The following is a 14,885-nucleotide window of genomic DNA, read 5'->3' on the forward strand; positions in this document are numbered from 1 at the left end:
ATTTTGGCAGGCGACGCAATTTCCCGGACAATATCGGTCGGTGCGCCGCGCCCGGTCGCAATGGTGTGAGGTCCCAGTGAATCTGCACGAGCATCAATCCAAGCAACTGCTCGCCGAGCACGGCGTCGCCGTGCCGCGCGGTGTGACGGTCGCCGCCCTCGACGAGGTCCCGTCGGCCCTCGCCACGCTCGGCGGCGCGCGCTGGGTCGTCAAGGCCCAGGTCCATGCCGGCGGGCGCGGCAAGGCCGGCGGCGTCGTCTTGGCGGAAAGCCCGCAGAGGGTGCGCGAGGCCGCCGCACGGCTCCTCGGCGAGCGGTTGGTGACGCATCAGAGCGGCCCGGCGGGTCTGCCGGTGACGCGGCTGCTGATCGAGGAGACCACGGCGATCGCCCGCGAGCTCTATCTCGCCGTCCTCGTCGATCGCGAGGCGCGCCAGGTCGCCTTCATGGCCTCGGCCGCCGGCGGTATGGACATCGAGGAGGTCGCCGCGAGCACCCCGGAGCGGATCCTGCTCGCGCGCGTCGCCCCGGCGATGGGTCTGCAACCCTGGCACGGCCGGCGGCTCGGTTACGGGCTCGGCCTCGATCCCGAGCAGATCCGTGCACTCCAGGACCTGCTGGGCAGGCTCTACCGACTGTTTCTCGAGAGCGATGCGGCCCTCATCGAGATCAACCCGCTGGTCGTCACCGAGGCCGGCGCGCTGGTCGCCCTCGATGCCAAGATCGTGCTCGACGACAACGCCCTCTACCGCCACCCGGCGCTGCTGGCGCTGCGCGATGCGAGCCAAGAGGACGCCCGCGAGGCCGAGGCCCGTGCCCACGACCTCAATTACATCAGCCTCGATGGCAACATCGGCTGCATGGTCAACGGCGCCGGCCTGGCGATGGCGACGATGGACCTGGTCAAGCTCCACGGCGGGGCGCCGGCGAACTTCCTCGACGTCGGCGGCGGCACGACGGCCGAGCGCGTCGCCGAGGCCTTCAAGCTGATCCTCTCGGACCCCAAGGTCGAGGCGGTCCTGGTCAACATCTTCGGTGGCATCGTGCGCTGCGACCTGATCGCCGCCGGCATCATGCAGGCGGTGCGCGAGGTCCATCTCGCCGTGCCCGTGGTCGTGCGCCTGGAGGGCACCAACGCGGCGGCCGGGCTCGAGATGCTCGCGGCGAGCGACCTGCCGATCATCACCGCCGCCAGCCTGAGCGAGGCGGCCGACAAGGTGGTCGCGGCGGCACGCGAGACCGCGGGGGAGGGGCGATGAGCATCCTGATCGACAAGGATACGCGGGTCATCTGCCAGGGCTTCACCGGCCGGCAGGGGACCTTCCACAGCGAGCAGGCGATCGCCTACGGCACCAACCTGGTCGGCGGCGTGACGCCGGGCAAGGGTGGGCAGAGCCATCTCGGGCGGCCGGTCTTCGACACGGTCCACGCCGCGGTCGCCGCGACCGGCGCCGACGCCTCGATGATCTATGTCCCGGCGGCCTTCGCTGCCGATGCGATCCTGGAGGCCGCCGACGCCGGCATCGGCCTCGTGGTCTGCATCACCGAGGGCATCCCGGTCCTCGACATGCTGCGGGTCAAGGCGGCCCTGGCCGGCACCGAGACCCTGCTGATCGGGCCGAACTGCCCCGGCATCATCACGCCGGGTGCCTGCAAGATCGGCATCATGCCGGGGAGCATCCATCGCCCCGGGCGGGTCGGCATCGTCTCGCGCTCCGGGACCCTGACCTACGAGGCGGTCTTCCAGACCACCGAGATCGGCCTCGGGCAGAGCACCTGCATCGGCATCGGCGGCGATCCGATCCAAGGGCTCGACTTCGTCGACTGCCTGGCGCGCTTCGAGGCGGATCCCGATACCGACGGCGTGCTCCTGGTCGGGGAGATCGGCGGTGGCGCCGAGGAGGCGGCCGCGGCCTTCATCGCCGAGCGGATGGAGAAGCCCGTCGTCGCCTATGTCGCCGGGGTCACGGCCCCGCCGGGCAAGCGGATGGGTCATGCCGGGGCCATCGTCAGCGGCGGCCGGGGGACGGCCGAGGGCAAGTACGCCGCCCTCGCGGCGGCCGGCGTCACCGTCGTGCGCTCCCCGGCCGAGATGGGCGCCTGCATGGCCGAGCGGCTGGCGGGGCGGCCCGGCCCGCGTGCGGCCTGAGGAGCAGCCGACGTTGCGCATCCTGTTGGCACAGATCAATCCCCTGGTCGGCGACGTGGCCGGCAATACCGAGCAGGTCCTGGCACTTGCCGCCGCGGCGCGCGACCGCGATGCGGCCGACCTGGTCGTCTTCCCAGAGCTCACGCTGACCGGCTATCCGCCGGAGGATCTGCTGCTGCGCCCCGAGTTCATCGCCCGCGTCGGCGCGGCGCTGGAGCGCCTGCGCGCCGAGTTGCGCGGCATCACGGCCATCGTCGGCTATCCGCAGGCCTCGGTCGGCGGGCTCTACAACGTCGCCGGGGTCATCGGCGATGGTGAGCTGATCGCCGAGTACGCGAAGCAGACCCTGCCGAATTACAGCGTCTTCGACGAGAAGCGCTATTTCCGCCCGGGCCAGGCGCCCTGCGTGTTCCAGCACCAGGGGCGGCGCATCGGTCTGACCATCTGCGAGGACATCTGGGAGGAGGGTCCAGCGCGGCAGGCGGCCGAGGCCGGGGCCGAGGTACTGATCAACATCAATGCCTCCCCGTACCACCAGGGCAAGCAGGCCCAGCGCGAGGAGTTGGTCGGGATGCGGGCGCGCGAGCACGGCCTGGCGATCCTCTACGTCAATCTGGTCGGCGGCCAGGACGAGCTGGTCTTCGACGGCGGCTCGTTCGCCGTCGACGCCGCCGGATCCGTGGTCCGGCGCGCGCCCGCGTTCGAGCCCGCCGAGCTGCTCGTCGAGCTGACCCGCGAGTCGCCGAGCGAGCCGTTGCGGCCCGTGCCCGGCCAGCTGGCCGCGGTGTTGCAGGAGGAGGCGGCGGTCTACCAGGCCCTGGTCCTCGGCGTGCGCGACTATGTGCGCAAGAACGGCTTCAACGGCGCCGTGCTCGGGCTCTCGGGCGGCATCGATTCGGCCCTGACGCTCGCCGTGGCCGTCGACGCGCTCGGCGCCGAGTGGGTCGAGGCGGTCCTGATGCCGTCGCGCTACACGGCCAGGATGAGCATCGAGGATGCGGAGGAGGAGGCGCGCCGCCTCGGGGTGGTCTCGCGGATCATCCCGATCGAGCCGGCCTTCCAGGCCTTCCTCGGGCTGCTCGCCGAGCCCTTCGCGGGGAGTGCGCCCGATGTGACCGAGGAGAACATCCAGGCGCGCTGTCGCGGCGTCATCCTGATGGCGATCAGCAACAAGTCCGGCAAGATCCTGCTGACGACCGGCAACAAGAGCGAGATGGCGGTCGGTTACGCGACCCTCTACGGCGACATGGCCGGCGGTTTCGCACCGATCAAGGACTGCGCCAAGACCCTGGTCTACCGCCTGGCCCGCTGGCGCAACCGCTCGGCGCCGGTGATCCCGGAACGGGTCCTGGAGCGCGCCCCGAGCGCCGAGCTCGCCCCGGATCAGACCGACCAGGACAGCCTGCCGCCTTATGCGCTGCTCGATGAGATCCTGCGCCGCTACATCGAGCTCGATCAGGGGGTCGCCGAGATGGTCGCGGCCGGCCTCCCGGAGGCCGAGGTCCGGCGTGTCGCCCGCCTCGTCGATCGCAACGAGTACAAGCGCCGGCAGGCCCCGCCCGGGGTGCGCATCACCAGCCGGGCCTTCGGCCGCGACCGCCGCTATCCGATCACGAGCGGTTTCTGAGTCGCCTGGCCGGCCGTCGGGTTGCGCCCCGAGGGGCTAACCCGACCTACGGCCACGGCGGAGATCGGCACGGCCGCGTCGGTGGGGTGAGGCGCGCCGGCACGACAAGGAACGGACTCGCGCGCGTCGCAGCCCGACAGCGGCCTCGGTCGGGGCGGTGCTGGTTGCGCCCCGGCGGCTTCCTTATACTGGCGGCATGGTAGGGGCGCGGCCGAGCATGCCCCTTGCGATGGACGGATTCCCGCCCCACTACCGAGGAGCGCGGCGGCGGCCGACGGCCGCCCCTCGCCGGGGCCGATTTCGAGCTTTGGAGATACCCATGAAGAAGGTTGAAGCGATCATCAAGCCGTTCAAGCTCGACGACGTGCGCGAGGCGTTGTCAGCGGCCGGCATCACCGGCATGACCGCGATCGAGGTCAAGGGTTTCGGTCGCCAGAAGGGCCACACCGAGCTCTATCGCGGTGCCGAGTATGTCGTCGACTTCCTGCCGAAGGTCAAGATCGAACTGGTCCTGGCCGACGACCTGGTCGATGCCTGCATCGAGGCGATCACGAATGCCGCGCGTACCGGCAAGATCGGCGATGGCAAGATCTTCGTCTGCGATGTCGAACGCGTCGTGCGCATCCGCACCGGCGAGGAGAACGAAGCGGCGGTCTGATGCGCCGCCCCGACGTGGTCTGCCGCGTCGGGGCCGACCACGCCTCCCTGCCTTCGTGGGGTCGGCGGGGCCGTCAGTTCTCGTCGAGTTCGAGGTAGTTCCAGATCTTGCGCGCCAGGCCGACCTCTTCGGGCGATTCGGTGTCGTCGACGAAGCGACCGGCCTCGCGGTTGACGGCCAGCACCTGCTCGGCGGTGCGGGCCAACTCCTCTTCCCCGAGCGCCTCGTAGGCGTCGATCAGGACGACGAGTGCGTCCTCGACGGCACTGGTGCGCTGGAAGCGCTCGATCACGTAGTTGGCCCGGTTGGCGGCGGCGATGTAGGCGCCGCGCTTCATGTAGTAGCGGGCGACGTGGATCTCGTACTTGGCCAGGTTGCTGCGCAGGTAGACCATGCGCTGGCGTGCGTCCGGCGCGTATTTGCTGTCGGGGAATCGCTGCACGAGGACCGCGAAGTCGTTGAAGGAGTCGAGTGCCGAGCCGGGATCGCGCTGGGATGGATCGGTCGGGATATAACGGTCCAGGAAGCCGACGCTGCGGTTATAATTGACGATTCCCTTCAGATAGTAGGCGTAGTCGACGAACGGGTTCTGCGGATAGAGCTTGATGAAGCGGTCGGCGGCGGCGATGGCCTCGTCCGGTTCGTCCGCCTTGTAGTGGGCATAGGCGGTGTCGAGCTGCGCCTGCATCGCGTAGCGCCCGAACGGGTAGCGGGTCTCGATCTTCTCGAACAGCTCGAGCGCGCGCGCGTAATTGGCCGCATCCAGCTCCTTGGACGCCTCGGTGTAGAGTTCGGCGGCGCTCCAATCCTCCGTCACGTCGGCCCCTTGGCTGAGCCACGCGCAGCCGGAGATCGTGAAGGCGAGGAGGAGGCTGACGATGATCGAGAAGATTTTGGACATGCTCGGCTCGGGTCGCGGAGAGACGCTCGAAGTATACCGCAAGGGCCGCCACGCGGGATCGGCCCGCGCCGCTCGGCCGCGCATCGCCTCACGCGGGGGCCGTGATGGCTGAGCCGCTCCCCGGGACGATTCCAGGACAGATGACCGACGAGCTCGCCCCGCGCACGCTGGAGATCGCCGCGGAGCAGAGCGGCCGCCGGCTCGATCAGGTCCTCGCGGAGGCCTTTCCGCAATTCTCGCGCAGCCGCCTCCAGGCCTGGATCGCCGACGGACGGGTGCGGGTCGATGGGGCGGTGCGGCGCTGCCGCGACAAGGTGAAGGCCGGCGAGCAGGTCGTCCTCGAGCCCGTCGTCGAAGCGAGCGGTGAACTGGTGGCGCAGCCCATCCCGCTGCGCATCGTCTTCGAGGACGAGGAGATCCTGGTGCTCGACAAGCCGGCCGACCTCGTCGTGCATCCGGCCGCGGGCAATCCGGATGGGACCCTGCTCAACGCCCTGCTGCACCATGCCCCGCAGTTGGCGCGGTTGCCGCGTGCCGGCATCGTCCATCGCCTCGACAAGGACACGACCGGCCTGCTCGTGGTCGCCAAGACGCTGACGGCGCACCGCTCCCTCGTCGCCCAACTGCACGCGCGCACGGTGCGCCGCGAGTACCGGGCGCTGGTGAGCGGTGTCGTCGTCGCCGGCGGGCGCGTCGACGCGCCGATCGGCCGGCACCCGACGCAGCGCACGCGGATGGCGGTCGTGCGCGACGGACGTCCGGCCGTCAGCCACTATCGGGTCTTGGAGCGCTTCGCGGCCCATAGCCTGCTCGCGGTGCGCCTGGAGACCGGGCGGACCCACCAGATCCGCGTCCACATGGCCCATGTCCAACACCCGCTGGTCGGCGACCCCGTCTACGGCGGGCGGGTTCGGGTGCCGAAGGGGGCATCGCCGCGCGCGGGGGCCGCACTGATCGCCTTTCCCCGTCAGGCGCTGCAGGCCATCGCGCTCGGGCTGGCGCATCCGCGCACCGGCGCGCCGCTGCATTTCGAGGTCCCGCTGGCCGCCGATCTGGCCGCCCTGTTGGCCTGCCTACGCGAGGAGGAGGTTGCCGATGACGCGCTGCGAGCCGAGCTGGATCGTCCCGACCTGGCCGGCGCCGCCTGGCGTTAGGGCGCTGGCGACGACGCGCCTGGGCGGCGTGAGCCTGGGCCCCTACCGGGGCCTCAACCTCGCCGACCACGTGGGCGACGATCCGGCGGCGGTCGCGCGCAACCGTGCGCTGCTGGCGGGCCAGGCCGGGCTCCCGGCCGAACCCGACTGGCTGCATCAGGTCCACGGGTGTACGGTGGCGACCGCCGGCACCGCCGAGGCCTGTGCCGAGGCCGACGCCATCGTCGCCGAGCGGCCGGGGCTGGTCTGCGCCGTGCTGACCGCGGACTGTCTGCCGGTGCTGCTCTGCGACCGGGCGGGCGAGCGGGTGGCGGCCGTGCACGCCGGCTGGCGGGGTCTCGCCGGCGGCGTCCTCGAGGCCGCGATCGCCCGCCTGGGCGGCCCCCCGGAGCAGGTGCTCGCGTGGCTCGGCCCGGCGATCGGTCCGCGCGCCTTCGAGGTCGGCCCCGAGGTCCGCGCGTGCTTCATCGCCGCCGACCCGGCCGCCGCGCAGGCCTTCCGCCCGCGGCCGCCGGACAGGTGGCTGGCCGACCTCTATGGCTTGGCCCGCCAGCGGCTCGCGCGCGCCGGCGTGACGCGGGTCTGGGGTGGGGAGTACTGTACCTATGGCGACGCCGGGCGTTTCTTCTCCTATCGGCGCGATGGGACCTGCGGGCGCATGGCGACGCTGATCTGGCGCGACGCGGCTTGACGGGGTGCGCTGCGCTAGGGTAAACCCGAATCGAAGGCCGCCGGTCGCGCACCCGTCAGCGCACCCGCGTCGCCGCGACCGACGAAGACGGACGGGTCTGGCGTGCCGGCCTTCCCCGCCTCGCCCTCTCGCGGAGGGCTGGCGAGCGAAGGGGCGCCTGCGGCGCATTCCCGCGGTAACCCGACAAATCCCTATCGAGGTGTCCATTGGCTGACTGGAACATGCTGACGCTGGTCGGCGAAGATCGCCCCGGCATCGTCGCCGCCGTGACCCGCGCCCTGTACGATGCCGGTTGCAATCTTGGCGAGGCCTCGATGATCCGCCTCGGCGGCAACTTCACGATCATGTTGATGGTCAATGGCGGACAGCCGGGCGCGCGGCTCGAGGAGGCCCTGGCGCCGGTCGCGGCCGACCTCGGTCTGCGCTGCCACATCGATCCGATCCCCGGGGCACTGGATCGCCATCCGGTGCCCAACATCCAGGTGCGGGTCATGGGTGCCGATCGGGCCGGCATCGTCGCCGAGGTGACGGAGGTCCTGGCGGCGACCGGGTTCAATATCCTGGAGCTCGATTCGAGCGTCTGCGGCGAGCCGGGGCGCCCACTCTACATCATGAACATCCTCGGCTGTTCCGGCGAGGCGCTGGAGGTGCTCGACGAGGCGATGGCGGGGCTGCGGGCGCGTGGGGTCTCCATCGACATCGCGCCCATCGAGACGATGATCGGCTAGCGCGATGGCGGTTCTGCCCCTGCTCACTGTCCCGGACGCGCGCCTCGGGCAGGTCTCGGAGCCGGTCGTCGATTTCGATGCCGACCTGCGCCGTTTCGCCGCCGATCTCGAAGAGACTCGCCTCGCCGGGCCGGCGGCGGTCGGCATCGCGGCGCCGCAGGTCGGGCGCTTCCAGCGCCTCATCATCATCGACGTGCCGCCGAAGAAGGGCGGGGCGACACACGGCCATCTGGTCCTCGTCAATCCCGAGATCGTCCACTGGGAGGGTTGGGAGATGGGCCGCGAGGGCTGCCTCTCGGTGCCGGACTACACGGGCAACGTGATCCGGGCCACGCGCCTGCGGCTCCAGGCCCAGACCCTCGATGGCACCGCGCGGGAGTTGGAGATGGAGGGTTTCGAGGCACGTGTCGCGCAACACGAGATCGATCATCTCGACGGGCTGCTGTTCGTCGACCGGGTCGTCAGCCGCCGCACGGATCTCTTCCGGCGCAAGGTCTATCGCTCCCGCGGGCGCCCCGCGGGGTCCGACGGCCATTGATGCAAGGCGGCGACGGGCCCATGATGGTCGTCATCCAGGCCCCGCCGACCGCCCGGCCAATCGACAGAACTGCTTTGTGAGTGCACCCTTATGAGGTTGAGCCTTCGAATCCTGATTGCCATCCTGCTGGCCCTGCTCGTCACGGGGGCGGGGCTCGCCCGGCAGCAGGAGGTTGCCCTCGCGGAGCTCTCCCCAGAGCATCGGCACATGCAGATGATGCTGGTGATGAACAACGTCTTCGAGCGCCATCACTACCGCAAGCTGTCGCTCGACAGGCCGTTCACCGCGGAGGTCCTCGACAACTACCTGGGCGCGCTCGATCCCAACCGCTCCTTCTTCCTGGCCCGCGACGTGGAGCGGTTCGAGCGCAATCTCGGCCGCATTGCCGAGGACCTGCGGCAAGGTCAGGTCGCGGCCGCGTTCGACATCTTCCGTCTCTACCGGATGCGCGTCGAGCACCAGGTCGACTACGCGCTCAAACTCCTCGAACGGCCATTCGACTTCAGCGTCGAGGAGACCTATGCCTTCGACCGCTCCGAGGCGCCTTGGGCGACGAGCGACGTCGAACTCGACGAGATCTGGCGTAAGCGGGTCAAGAACGATGCGCTGAGCCTGCGTCTCGCCGGCAAGGACGACGAGGGGATCCGCGAGCAGTTGCGCAAGCGTTACGAGGGCGTGGCGCGACGCGTGCGCCAGTCGACGGGCGACGATGTCTTCGAGATGTTCGCGAACGCCTTCGGCCAGACGCTCGAGCCGCACACGAGCTTCATGTCCGCCGCCACTTCGGAGAATTTCGACATCAGCATGCGCCTGTCGCTCGAGGGGATCGGGGCGGTCCTGCGGGCCGACAACGACCTGACCGTCGTGCAGCGCACGATCCCCGGTGGGCCGGCGGCGGAGTCCGGGCAGATCCACTCGGGCGATCGCATCGTCGGGGTTGGCGAGGGCAGCGAAGGGGCGATCGAGGATGTCGTCGGCTGGCGGCTCCAGGACGTCGTCGACAAGATTCGCGGCCCCAAGGGTAGCCTCGTGCGCCTCCAGGTATTGCCGCGCGCCGTCGGTCCCGATGGGCCGACGCGCGAGATCAAGCTGGTGCGCAACGAGATCAAGCTCGAAGACCAGGCCGCCCATGCGCGCGTCTTCGACGGGCTCGACAATGCCCCCGGGCTGCGCATCGGGGTCATCGAGATCGCCGCCTTCTATCGCGATTTCCAGGGCGAATCCGAAGGACGCAAGGACTTCCGCAGCACCACGCGCGATGTCCGCCAACTGGTCGAGGACCTCGAAGAGCAGGGCATCGACGGCCTGGTGATCGATCTGCGCGGCAACGGCGGTGGCTCGCTGACCGAGGCGACGGCCCTCACCGGGCTCTTCATCGATCGTGGGCCTGTGGTGCAGATCCGGGACTCGGCCGGGCGCCTCGAGATCGAGAAGGACCCAGAGCCTGGCGTCGTCTACTCCGGGCCGTTGGCGGTCCTCGTCGATCGCGACAGTGCCTCGGCCTCCGAGATCTTCGCCGGGGCGATTCAGGACTACGCACGCGGTCTGGTCATCGGCGAGCCGACCTTCGGCAAGGGTACGGTTCAGACCCTGATCGACCTCAATCGCTACGTGCCGGGGGGTGGGGCGGATCTCGGTCGCCTGCGCCTGACGATGGCACAGTTCTATCGCGTCAGCGGCGGTAGCACCCAGTTGCGCGGGGTCGAGCCCGACGTCCCCCTGCCGCCGGCCGGTGACGTCGCCGACCATGGCGAGCGGTCGCTGGAGAATCCGCTGCCTTGGACGCAGATCGCCGCCCTCGATCATGCCCGTTTCGAGTCGCTCGACGTCGCAGAGTTGCGCCGGCGCTCGGCGCGGCGCGTGACGCAGGATCCGGGTTTTCGGATGCTCGTCTCCCGCGACGCGATCCTCGCCGAGATCGCCGATGAGCAGGAGGTCTCACTGCGGGAGGCCGACCGACGCGCCGAGACCAAGCGGCGCGAGCGGCTGCTCGAGGAGCAGAAGAATGCCTTTCTGCGCACACGCGGTATCACGCCCGTGCCGCCTGAGGAGGAGCATCCGGACGAGGAGGCGCTCGAGCAAGAGCGCGAGGCGATCGCCGGGATCCAGCTCGAGGAGGCGGCGCGGATCCTGGCCGACGCCGTCCAGGCCGACAACGTTCACCGTCCGCGGGCGGCGATGCGCGACTGAACCCGGCCTCCGGGCACGCGATCGCAAGGGCGCAGTCCTCGATCTGCATCGTCCCATGTCGCCTGTCATCGTCTCGGAGCCGCCTCCGGGAGGATCGCGGGCGTGTCCCCTTCCATCCGATGGCCGCCGTGCCGATTTTTCGAGCCCCGCCCGTGAACGACCGCTACGAGACCTTGGAGCGCCGGCTGAATGGCCTGGCGCAGAGCTGCGATCCATCCCAACCGCTGGTCGGTCTGATCGGACTGGAAAAGGAGGGCCTACGGGTCGCCGCCCCGGGCACCGTGGCCATGACCGGACACCCGGTGGGTTGCGGCTCGCCGCTCACGCATCCCTACATCACGACCGACTTCTCCGAGGCCCTGCTCGAGCTCATCACGCCACCGCTGCCGAGCGGGCGGCAGGCCCTCGATTTCCTGCGCGACCTGCACGGCTTCGTCTATCGCCACATCGACGATGAGCTGATCTGGGCGGCCAGTATGCCCTGCGTCCTCGAGGGCGACCGGCCGATCCCGCTCGCGCGCTACGGCCGTTCGAACGCGGCGCGGATGAAGACCGTCTACCGACGCGGGCTCGGCAATCGCTACGGCCGCACGATGCAGATCATCGCCGGGGTGCACTTCAATTTCTCGTTCGCCGATGCCCTCTGGGCGCGCTATCGGGCGTTGGAGGACGATGCCCGGGCGCCCCGGGAATTCCGCGACGACCTCTACATGGGTCTGATCCGCAACCTCCAGCGCGTCGGCTGGCTCGTGCCCTACCTGTTCGGCGCCTCGCCGGCCGTCTGCAAGAGCTTCTTGCAGGGCCGGGCGGCCGATCTCTGTGCCTTCGATGAACACACCGCGTATGCGCCCTATGCCACGTCGCTGCGCATGGGCGATATCGGCTATCAGAACCAGCAGGAGGAGGGCACCGGGATGAAGGCCAATTACGACAGCCTCGACTCCTACGTGCGCAGCCTGACCTGGGCGATCGAGACCCCCTGCCCGCACTACGAGCACATCGGCGTCAAGGTCGGCGGGCGCTACGAGCAGCTCAACGCCAACGTCCTGCAGATCGAGAACGAGTACTACAGCACGGTGCGCCCCAAGCAGGTTACCGGCTGGATGGAACGCCCGACGTTGGCCCTGCATCGGCGCGGCATCGCTTACATCGAGCTGCGCTCGATGGACGTCAACGCCTTCGCGCCGCTCGGCGTCGACGAGGAGCAGATCGACTTCCTGCGCGTCCTCGCCCTCTTCTGCCTGTTGCACGAGAGCCCGCGCATCAGCGCCCGGGAGCGCCGCGCGATCGACCGCAACCAGGTCCTCACCGCCCACCGCGGCCGTGACCCGGATCTCCGGCTGGAGCGCGACGGGGCGGAGGTGCGGCTGCGCGACTGGGCCGTGGAGTTGTTGGATGCGATGGCCCCGATCGCCGCCTTGCTCGACGGCGGCCGCGACGGCCCGTGTCGGCGCAGCCTGGCGTCTCAGCGTGAGAAGGTCAGCGACGCGACCTTGACCCCCTCGGCGCGGATGCTCGCCGAGATGCGCGCGCACGGCGAGGGCTTCGCCCAGTTCGCGCGCCGCCTCAGCGAGGCGCATCGCGACTGGTTTCGCGCTAGGGCGTTGGCGCCCGAGCGCCTGGCCGAGTTCGAGCGCCTGACCGTGGCATCCGAGGCGCGCCAGGCCGAGATCGAGGCGGCGGATACCGAGGACTTCGACAGCTTCCTGGCCCGCTACTTCGCGCAGCGCTTCGACAACGCCTAAACCTGGAGGGGCTGGGGGGATGCGGGCGCCGTAGCCGACCGGCCGCCGTGACGGCGGGCGAGGGGAAGGGTGCGGAAAAAACAAAGCCGCCCCCGAATCAGGCGGGTGGGGCGGCTTTCCAAGGAGGATTGGATGTTTGCGGGAATGATTCTAGGGAGCTGCCCCCCTTGTGGCATTGAGAATCCGCAATTCCAGCTGGGGAATGCGTCGGCGGTCGGTTGACGGTGGGCGCCGAGTTCGTCAGGCTAAGCCCGCGCCCGCAGGCGTTCCATCCTTGCCGCTGGGAGACCGCTATGGCGAACTCGGACCCGTCCCTCGACAGCCTGACTCCAGAGGAGCGCAAGAAGGTCGAGGCGCTGATGCAGCAGGACGTCAAGGCCGAGCGGCGGGTACGCGGGCCTTGGCTGTGGCTGACATCGGCGCTCGGCGCCGCCATGGTGCTGGTCTACTTCTACGGTGCCGGCGTCCAGGCCCTGGATACCCAGTATCACCTGGGCGTCTATGTCCTGATCACGTTCGTATTGGTGTTCCTGCTCTACCCGGCCGGGGGGCGCGTCGCGGTGGCGGTCATGTCGGTCTGGGGCGGCACCCTGTTGGCGGTCGTCGCGAGCAGCCTCTGGCTGTTCGACTCGCCGACCGCCTTCTACGAGCAGATCACGCTGTTTCGCGAGACCTGGGAATACGACGGGTTCGCCGAGGCCTGGGCCAACGACCGCGCCAACCTGCCCCTCGCGCTGCTACTGGTCCTGCCGTTCACGGTCGTCCTCTTGCCGCTCGATCAATGGTCGTCGCGGCGCTTTCACCACGCACCGACCGCGAGCGACCTGATCATGGCGCTGGTGATCGCGGCCACCGTCCTCTACTGGATCAGCCAGTTCGAGGCGCTCAACTACCGCGCCGGGGCCGAAAATCCGCTCGATCACCTGGTCAGCATCGTCGGCCTGCTACTCGCGCTCGAGGTCTGCCGGCGCGTGCTCGGCTGGGCCATCACGCTGATCGGCATCGGGATGATCGCGTTCGCGCTGTTCGGCCCCCATCTGCCCGAGCTCTTCGCGCACCGCGGCTTTCGCTTCGAGCGGCTCGCGACCTCGTTGTTCCTGACGACGAATGGCGTCTTCGGGATCATGGCCAGCGTCCTGGCGACCTATGTGATCCTGTTCATCTTCTTCGGTGCCTTCCTGCAGAAGTCCGGGGCCGGCAAGTTCTTCATCGAGCTGCCGCTGGCGCTGACCGGGCGCTCCGCCGGCGGTCCGGCCAAGGTCGCGGTGATGTCCTCGGCCCTATTCGGGTCCGTGTCGGGCAGCGCCATCGCCAACACGGTGTCGTCCGGGTCCTTCACGATCCCGATGATGAAGCGCGCGGGGTTCAAGCCGCACGTCGCCGGGGCCATCGAGCCGGCCGCGTCGATCGGCGGGATGTTCCTGCCGCCGATCATGGGCGCCGGCGGGTTCCTGATGGCCGAACTGACCGGCATGCCCTATTCGCAGATCATGCTCTTGTCGGTCGGCCCGGCCCTGCTGTACTTCCTGTCGGTCTTCTTCATGGTGCATTTCGAGGCCAAGAAGCAGGGCCTGACCGGTGGGCAGGACGAGGCGCTACCGCATTGGCGGCTGGTCCTGCGCGAGGGCTGGTTCTACGCGCTGCCGCTGGTGATCATCACGGTCCTGATGCTGACCGGTCGCTCGCCGGGGAATGCCGCCTTCTGGGCGACGCTGTCGTGCATCGCGGTCAGTTGGGTCCGGCCGGAGACCCGCATGGGGCCGCGCGAGATCTGGGAGGCGATCCAGATCGGGGCGCGCAACACGCTGATCATCGGCGCGACCATCGGTGTCATCGGCGTCATCGTCGGGGTCATCTCGCTGACCGGGATGGGCCTGAAGTTCTCCGACTTGGTGATCTCGCTGGCCGGCGACAGCCTGTTCGTCGCCCTGGTGCTGATCGCGATCGCCTCGCTGGTGCTCGGCATGGGGGTACCGGTGACGGCCGCCTACCTGATCGTCGCGGTCCTCGCGGTCCCGGCGCTCGGCAACTATGGCGTCGCCGCGATCGCCGCGCACATGATCGTCTACTGGCTGTCGCAGGATTCCAACATCACGCCGCCCGTATGCGTGGCGGCCTATGCTGGCGCGGCGATCGCCGGGTCGGATCCCTGGCGAACGGGCTGGACCGCGTTCCGTTTCGCGAAGATGCTCTACGTGATGCCGCTGTTGTTCGCCTATGTCCCGGCCATCCTGCTCGATGGCACGCCGGCGGAGATCGTCGTCGCCTTCGTCTCGGCGACCCTCGGGACCATCGCCTTCGGTGCCTTCGCGATGGGATTCCTGCGGCGGCGCACCAAACTGTATGAGTGGCTGTTGCTCGGGTTCGCCACCCTGCTCCTGTTCTGGCCGGGGCTCGTCTCGGACGCGGTGGGCCTGCTCGTGATCGGCGTCGTCTGGTGGCTCCAGCGCGACGTCGCGGTGACCGGCGCCGCCGGTTCGGTATCGATGCGATAGGAGGCAACCC

Annotated in this window: 13 protein-coding genes; 12 read left to right on the forward strand and 1 reads right to left on the reverse strand. The window is 69.5% G+C overall.

From position 1 onward, the window contains the following. Positions 1-76: 76 nt before the first annotated feature. From sucC to CKO41_RS07880, 4 genes are all read left to right on the forward strand, one after another. The gene (sucC, locus tag CKO41_RS07865) at positions 77-1,258 is read left to right on the forward strand and encodes an ADP-forming succinate--CoA ligase subunit beta (RefSeq protein ID WP_200251154.1); all 1,182 of its coding nucleotides are present in this window, start codon (positions 77-79) and stop codon (positions 1,256-1,258) included. After that, positions 1,255-2,148, forward strand: a complete 894-nt coding sequence (sucD, locus tag CKO41_RS07870) for a succinate--CoA ligase subunit alpha (RefSeq protein ID WP_200381759.1) — start codon at positions 1,255-1,257, stop codon at positions 2,146-2,148. The genes sucC and sucD overlap by 4 nt, the downstream gene beginning before the upstream one ends. A 13-nt stretch (positions 2,149-2,161) precedes the next feature. Continuing rightward, positions 2,162-3,775, forward strand: a complete 1,614-nt coding sequence (locus CKO41_RS07875; RefSeq protein ID WP_200381760.1) for an NAD+ synthase — start codon at positions 2,162-2,164, stop codon at positions 3,773-3,775. 319 nt (positions 3,776-4,094) lie between these two features. Next, on the forward strand, positions 4,095-4,433 hold the full coding sequence (locus tag CKO41_RS07880) for a P-II family nitrogen regulator (protein WP_200251159.1): 339 nt from the start codon (positions 4,095-4,097) through the stop codon (positions 4,431-4,433). Positions 4,434-4,506: 73 nt separating this feature from the next. On the opposite strand, the gene CKO41_RS07885 is transcribed toward CKO41_RS07880, so the two are convergent. Beyond that, on the reverse strand, positions 4,507-5,334 hold the full coding sequence (locus tag CKO41_RS07885; protein ID WP_200251161.1) for an outer membrane protein assembly factor BamD: 828 nt from the start codon (positions 5,332-5,334) through the stop codon (positions 4,507-4,509). Here CKO41_RS07885 and CKO41_RS18910 point away from each other — a divergent pair. The 8 genes from CKO41_RS18910 to CKO41_RS07920 all read left to right on the forward strand — a co-directional run bounded on the left by CKO41_RS18910 (position 5,312) and on the right by CKO41_RS07920 (position 14,875). After that, on the forward strand, positions 5,312-5,446 hold the full coding sequence (locus CKO41_RS18910; RefSeq protein ID WP_274607560.1) for a hypothetical protein: 135 nt from the start codon (positions 5,312-5,314) through the stop codon (positions 5,444-5,446). The genes CKO41_RS07885 and CKO41_RS18910 overlap by 23 nt on opposite strands. Next, complete coding sequence (gene rluD, locus CKO41_RS07890) at positions 5,439-6,488, forward strand: 23S rRNA pseudouridine(1911/1915/1917) synthase RluD (protein ID WP_420826466.1); 1,050 nt, start codon at positions 5,439-5,441, stop codon at positions 6,486-6,488. Before CKO41_RS18910 ends, rluD begins: the two co-directional genes overlap by 8 nt. Then, positions 6,430-7,179, forward strand: coding sequence for a peptidoglycan editing factor PgeF (gene pgeF, locus CKO41_RS07895; protein WP_200381761.1), 750 nt, complete (start codon positions 6,430-6,432; stop codon positions 7,177-7,179). The genes rluD and pgeF overlap by 59 nt, the downstream gene beginning before the upstream one ends. A 206-nt stretch (positions 7,180-7,385) precedes the next feature. Continuing rightward, positions 7,386-7,907: a glycine cleavage system transcriptional repressor gene (locus CKO41_RS07900; protein WP_242464100.1), complete on the forward strand. Its 522-nt coding sequence runs from the start codon at positions 7,386-7,388 to the stop codon at positions 7,905-7,907. Between the two features lie 4 nt (positions 7,908-7,911). Then, positions 7,912-8,445, forward strand: coding sequence for a peptide deformylase (gene def, locus CKO41_RS07905; RefSeq protein WP_200381762.1), 534 nt, complete (start codon positions 7,912-7,914; stop codon positions 8,443-8,445). A gap of 90 nt (positions 8,446-8,535) precedes the next feature. Then, entirely contained in the window at positions 8,536-10,635 is a 2,100-nt protein-coding gene (locus CKO41_RS07910; RefSeq protein WP_200251168.1) for a carboxy terminal-processing peptidase, read from the forward strand. 152 nt (positions 10,636-10,787) lie between these two features. Further along, entirely contained in the window at positions 10,788-12,380 is a 1,593-nt protein-coding gene (gene gshA, locus CKO41_RS07915; RefSeq protein WP_338115553.1) for a glutamate--cysteine ligase, read from the forward strand. Between the two features lie 293 nt (positions 12,381-12,673). After that, on the forward strand, positions 12,674-14,875 hold the full coding sequence (locus tag CKO41_RS07920; RefSeq protein WP_200250132.1) for a TRAP transporter permease: 2,202 nt from the start codon (positions 12,674-12,676) through the stop codon (positions 14,873-14,875). Positions 14,876-14,885 lie beyond the last annotated feature (10 nt).

Origin of the sequence: Thiococcus pfennigii (assembly GCF_016583835.1) — a bacterium.
GTDB lineage: Bacteria > Pseudomonadota > Gammaproteobacteria > Chromatiales > Chromatiaceae > Thiococcus > Thiococcus pfennigii.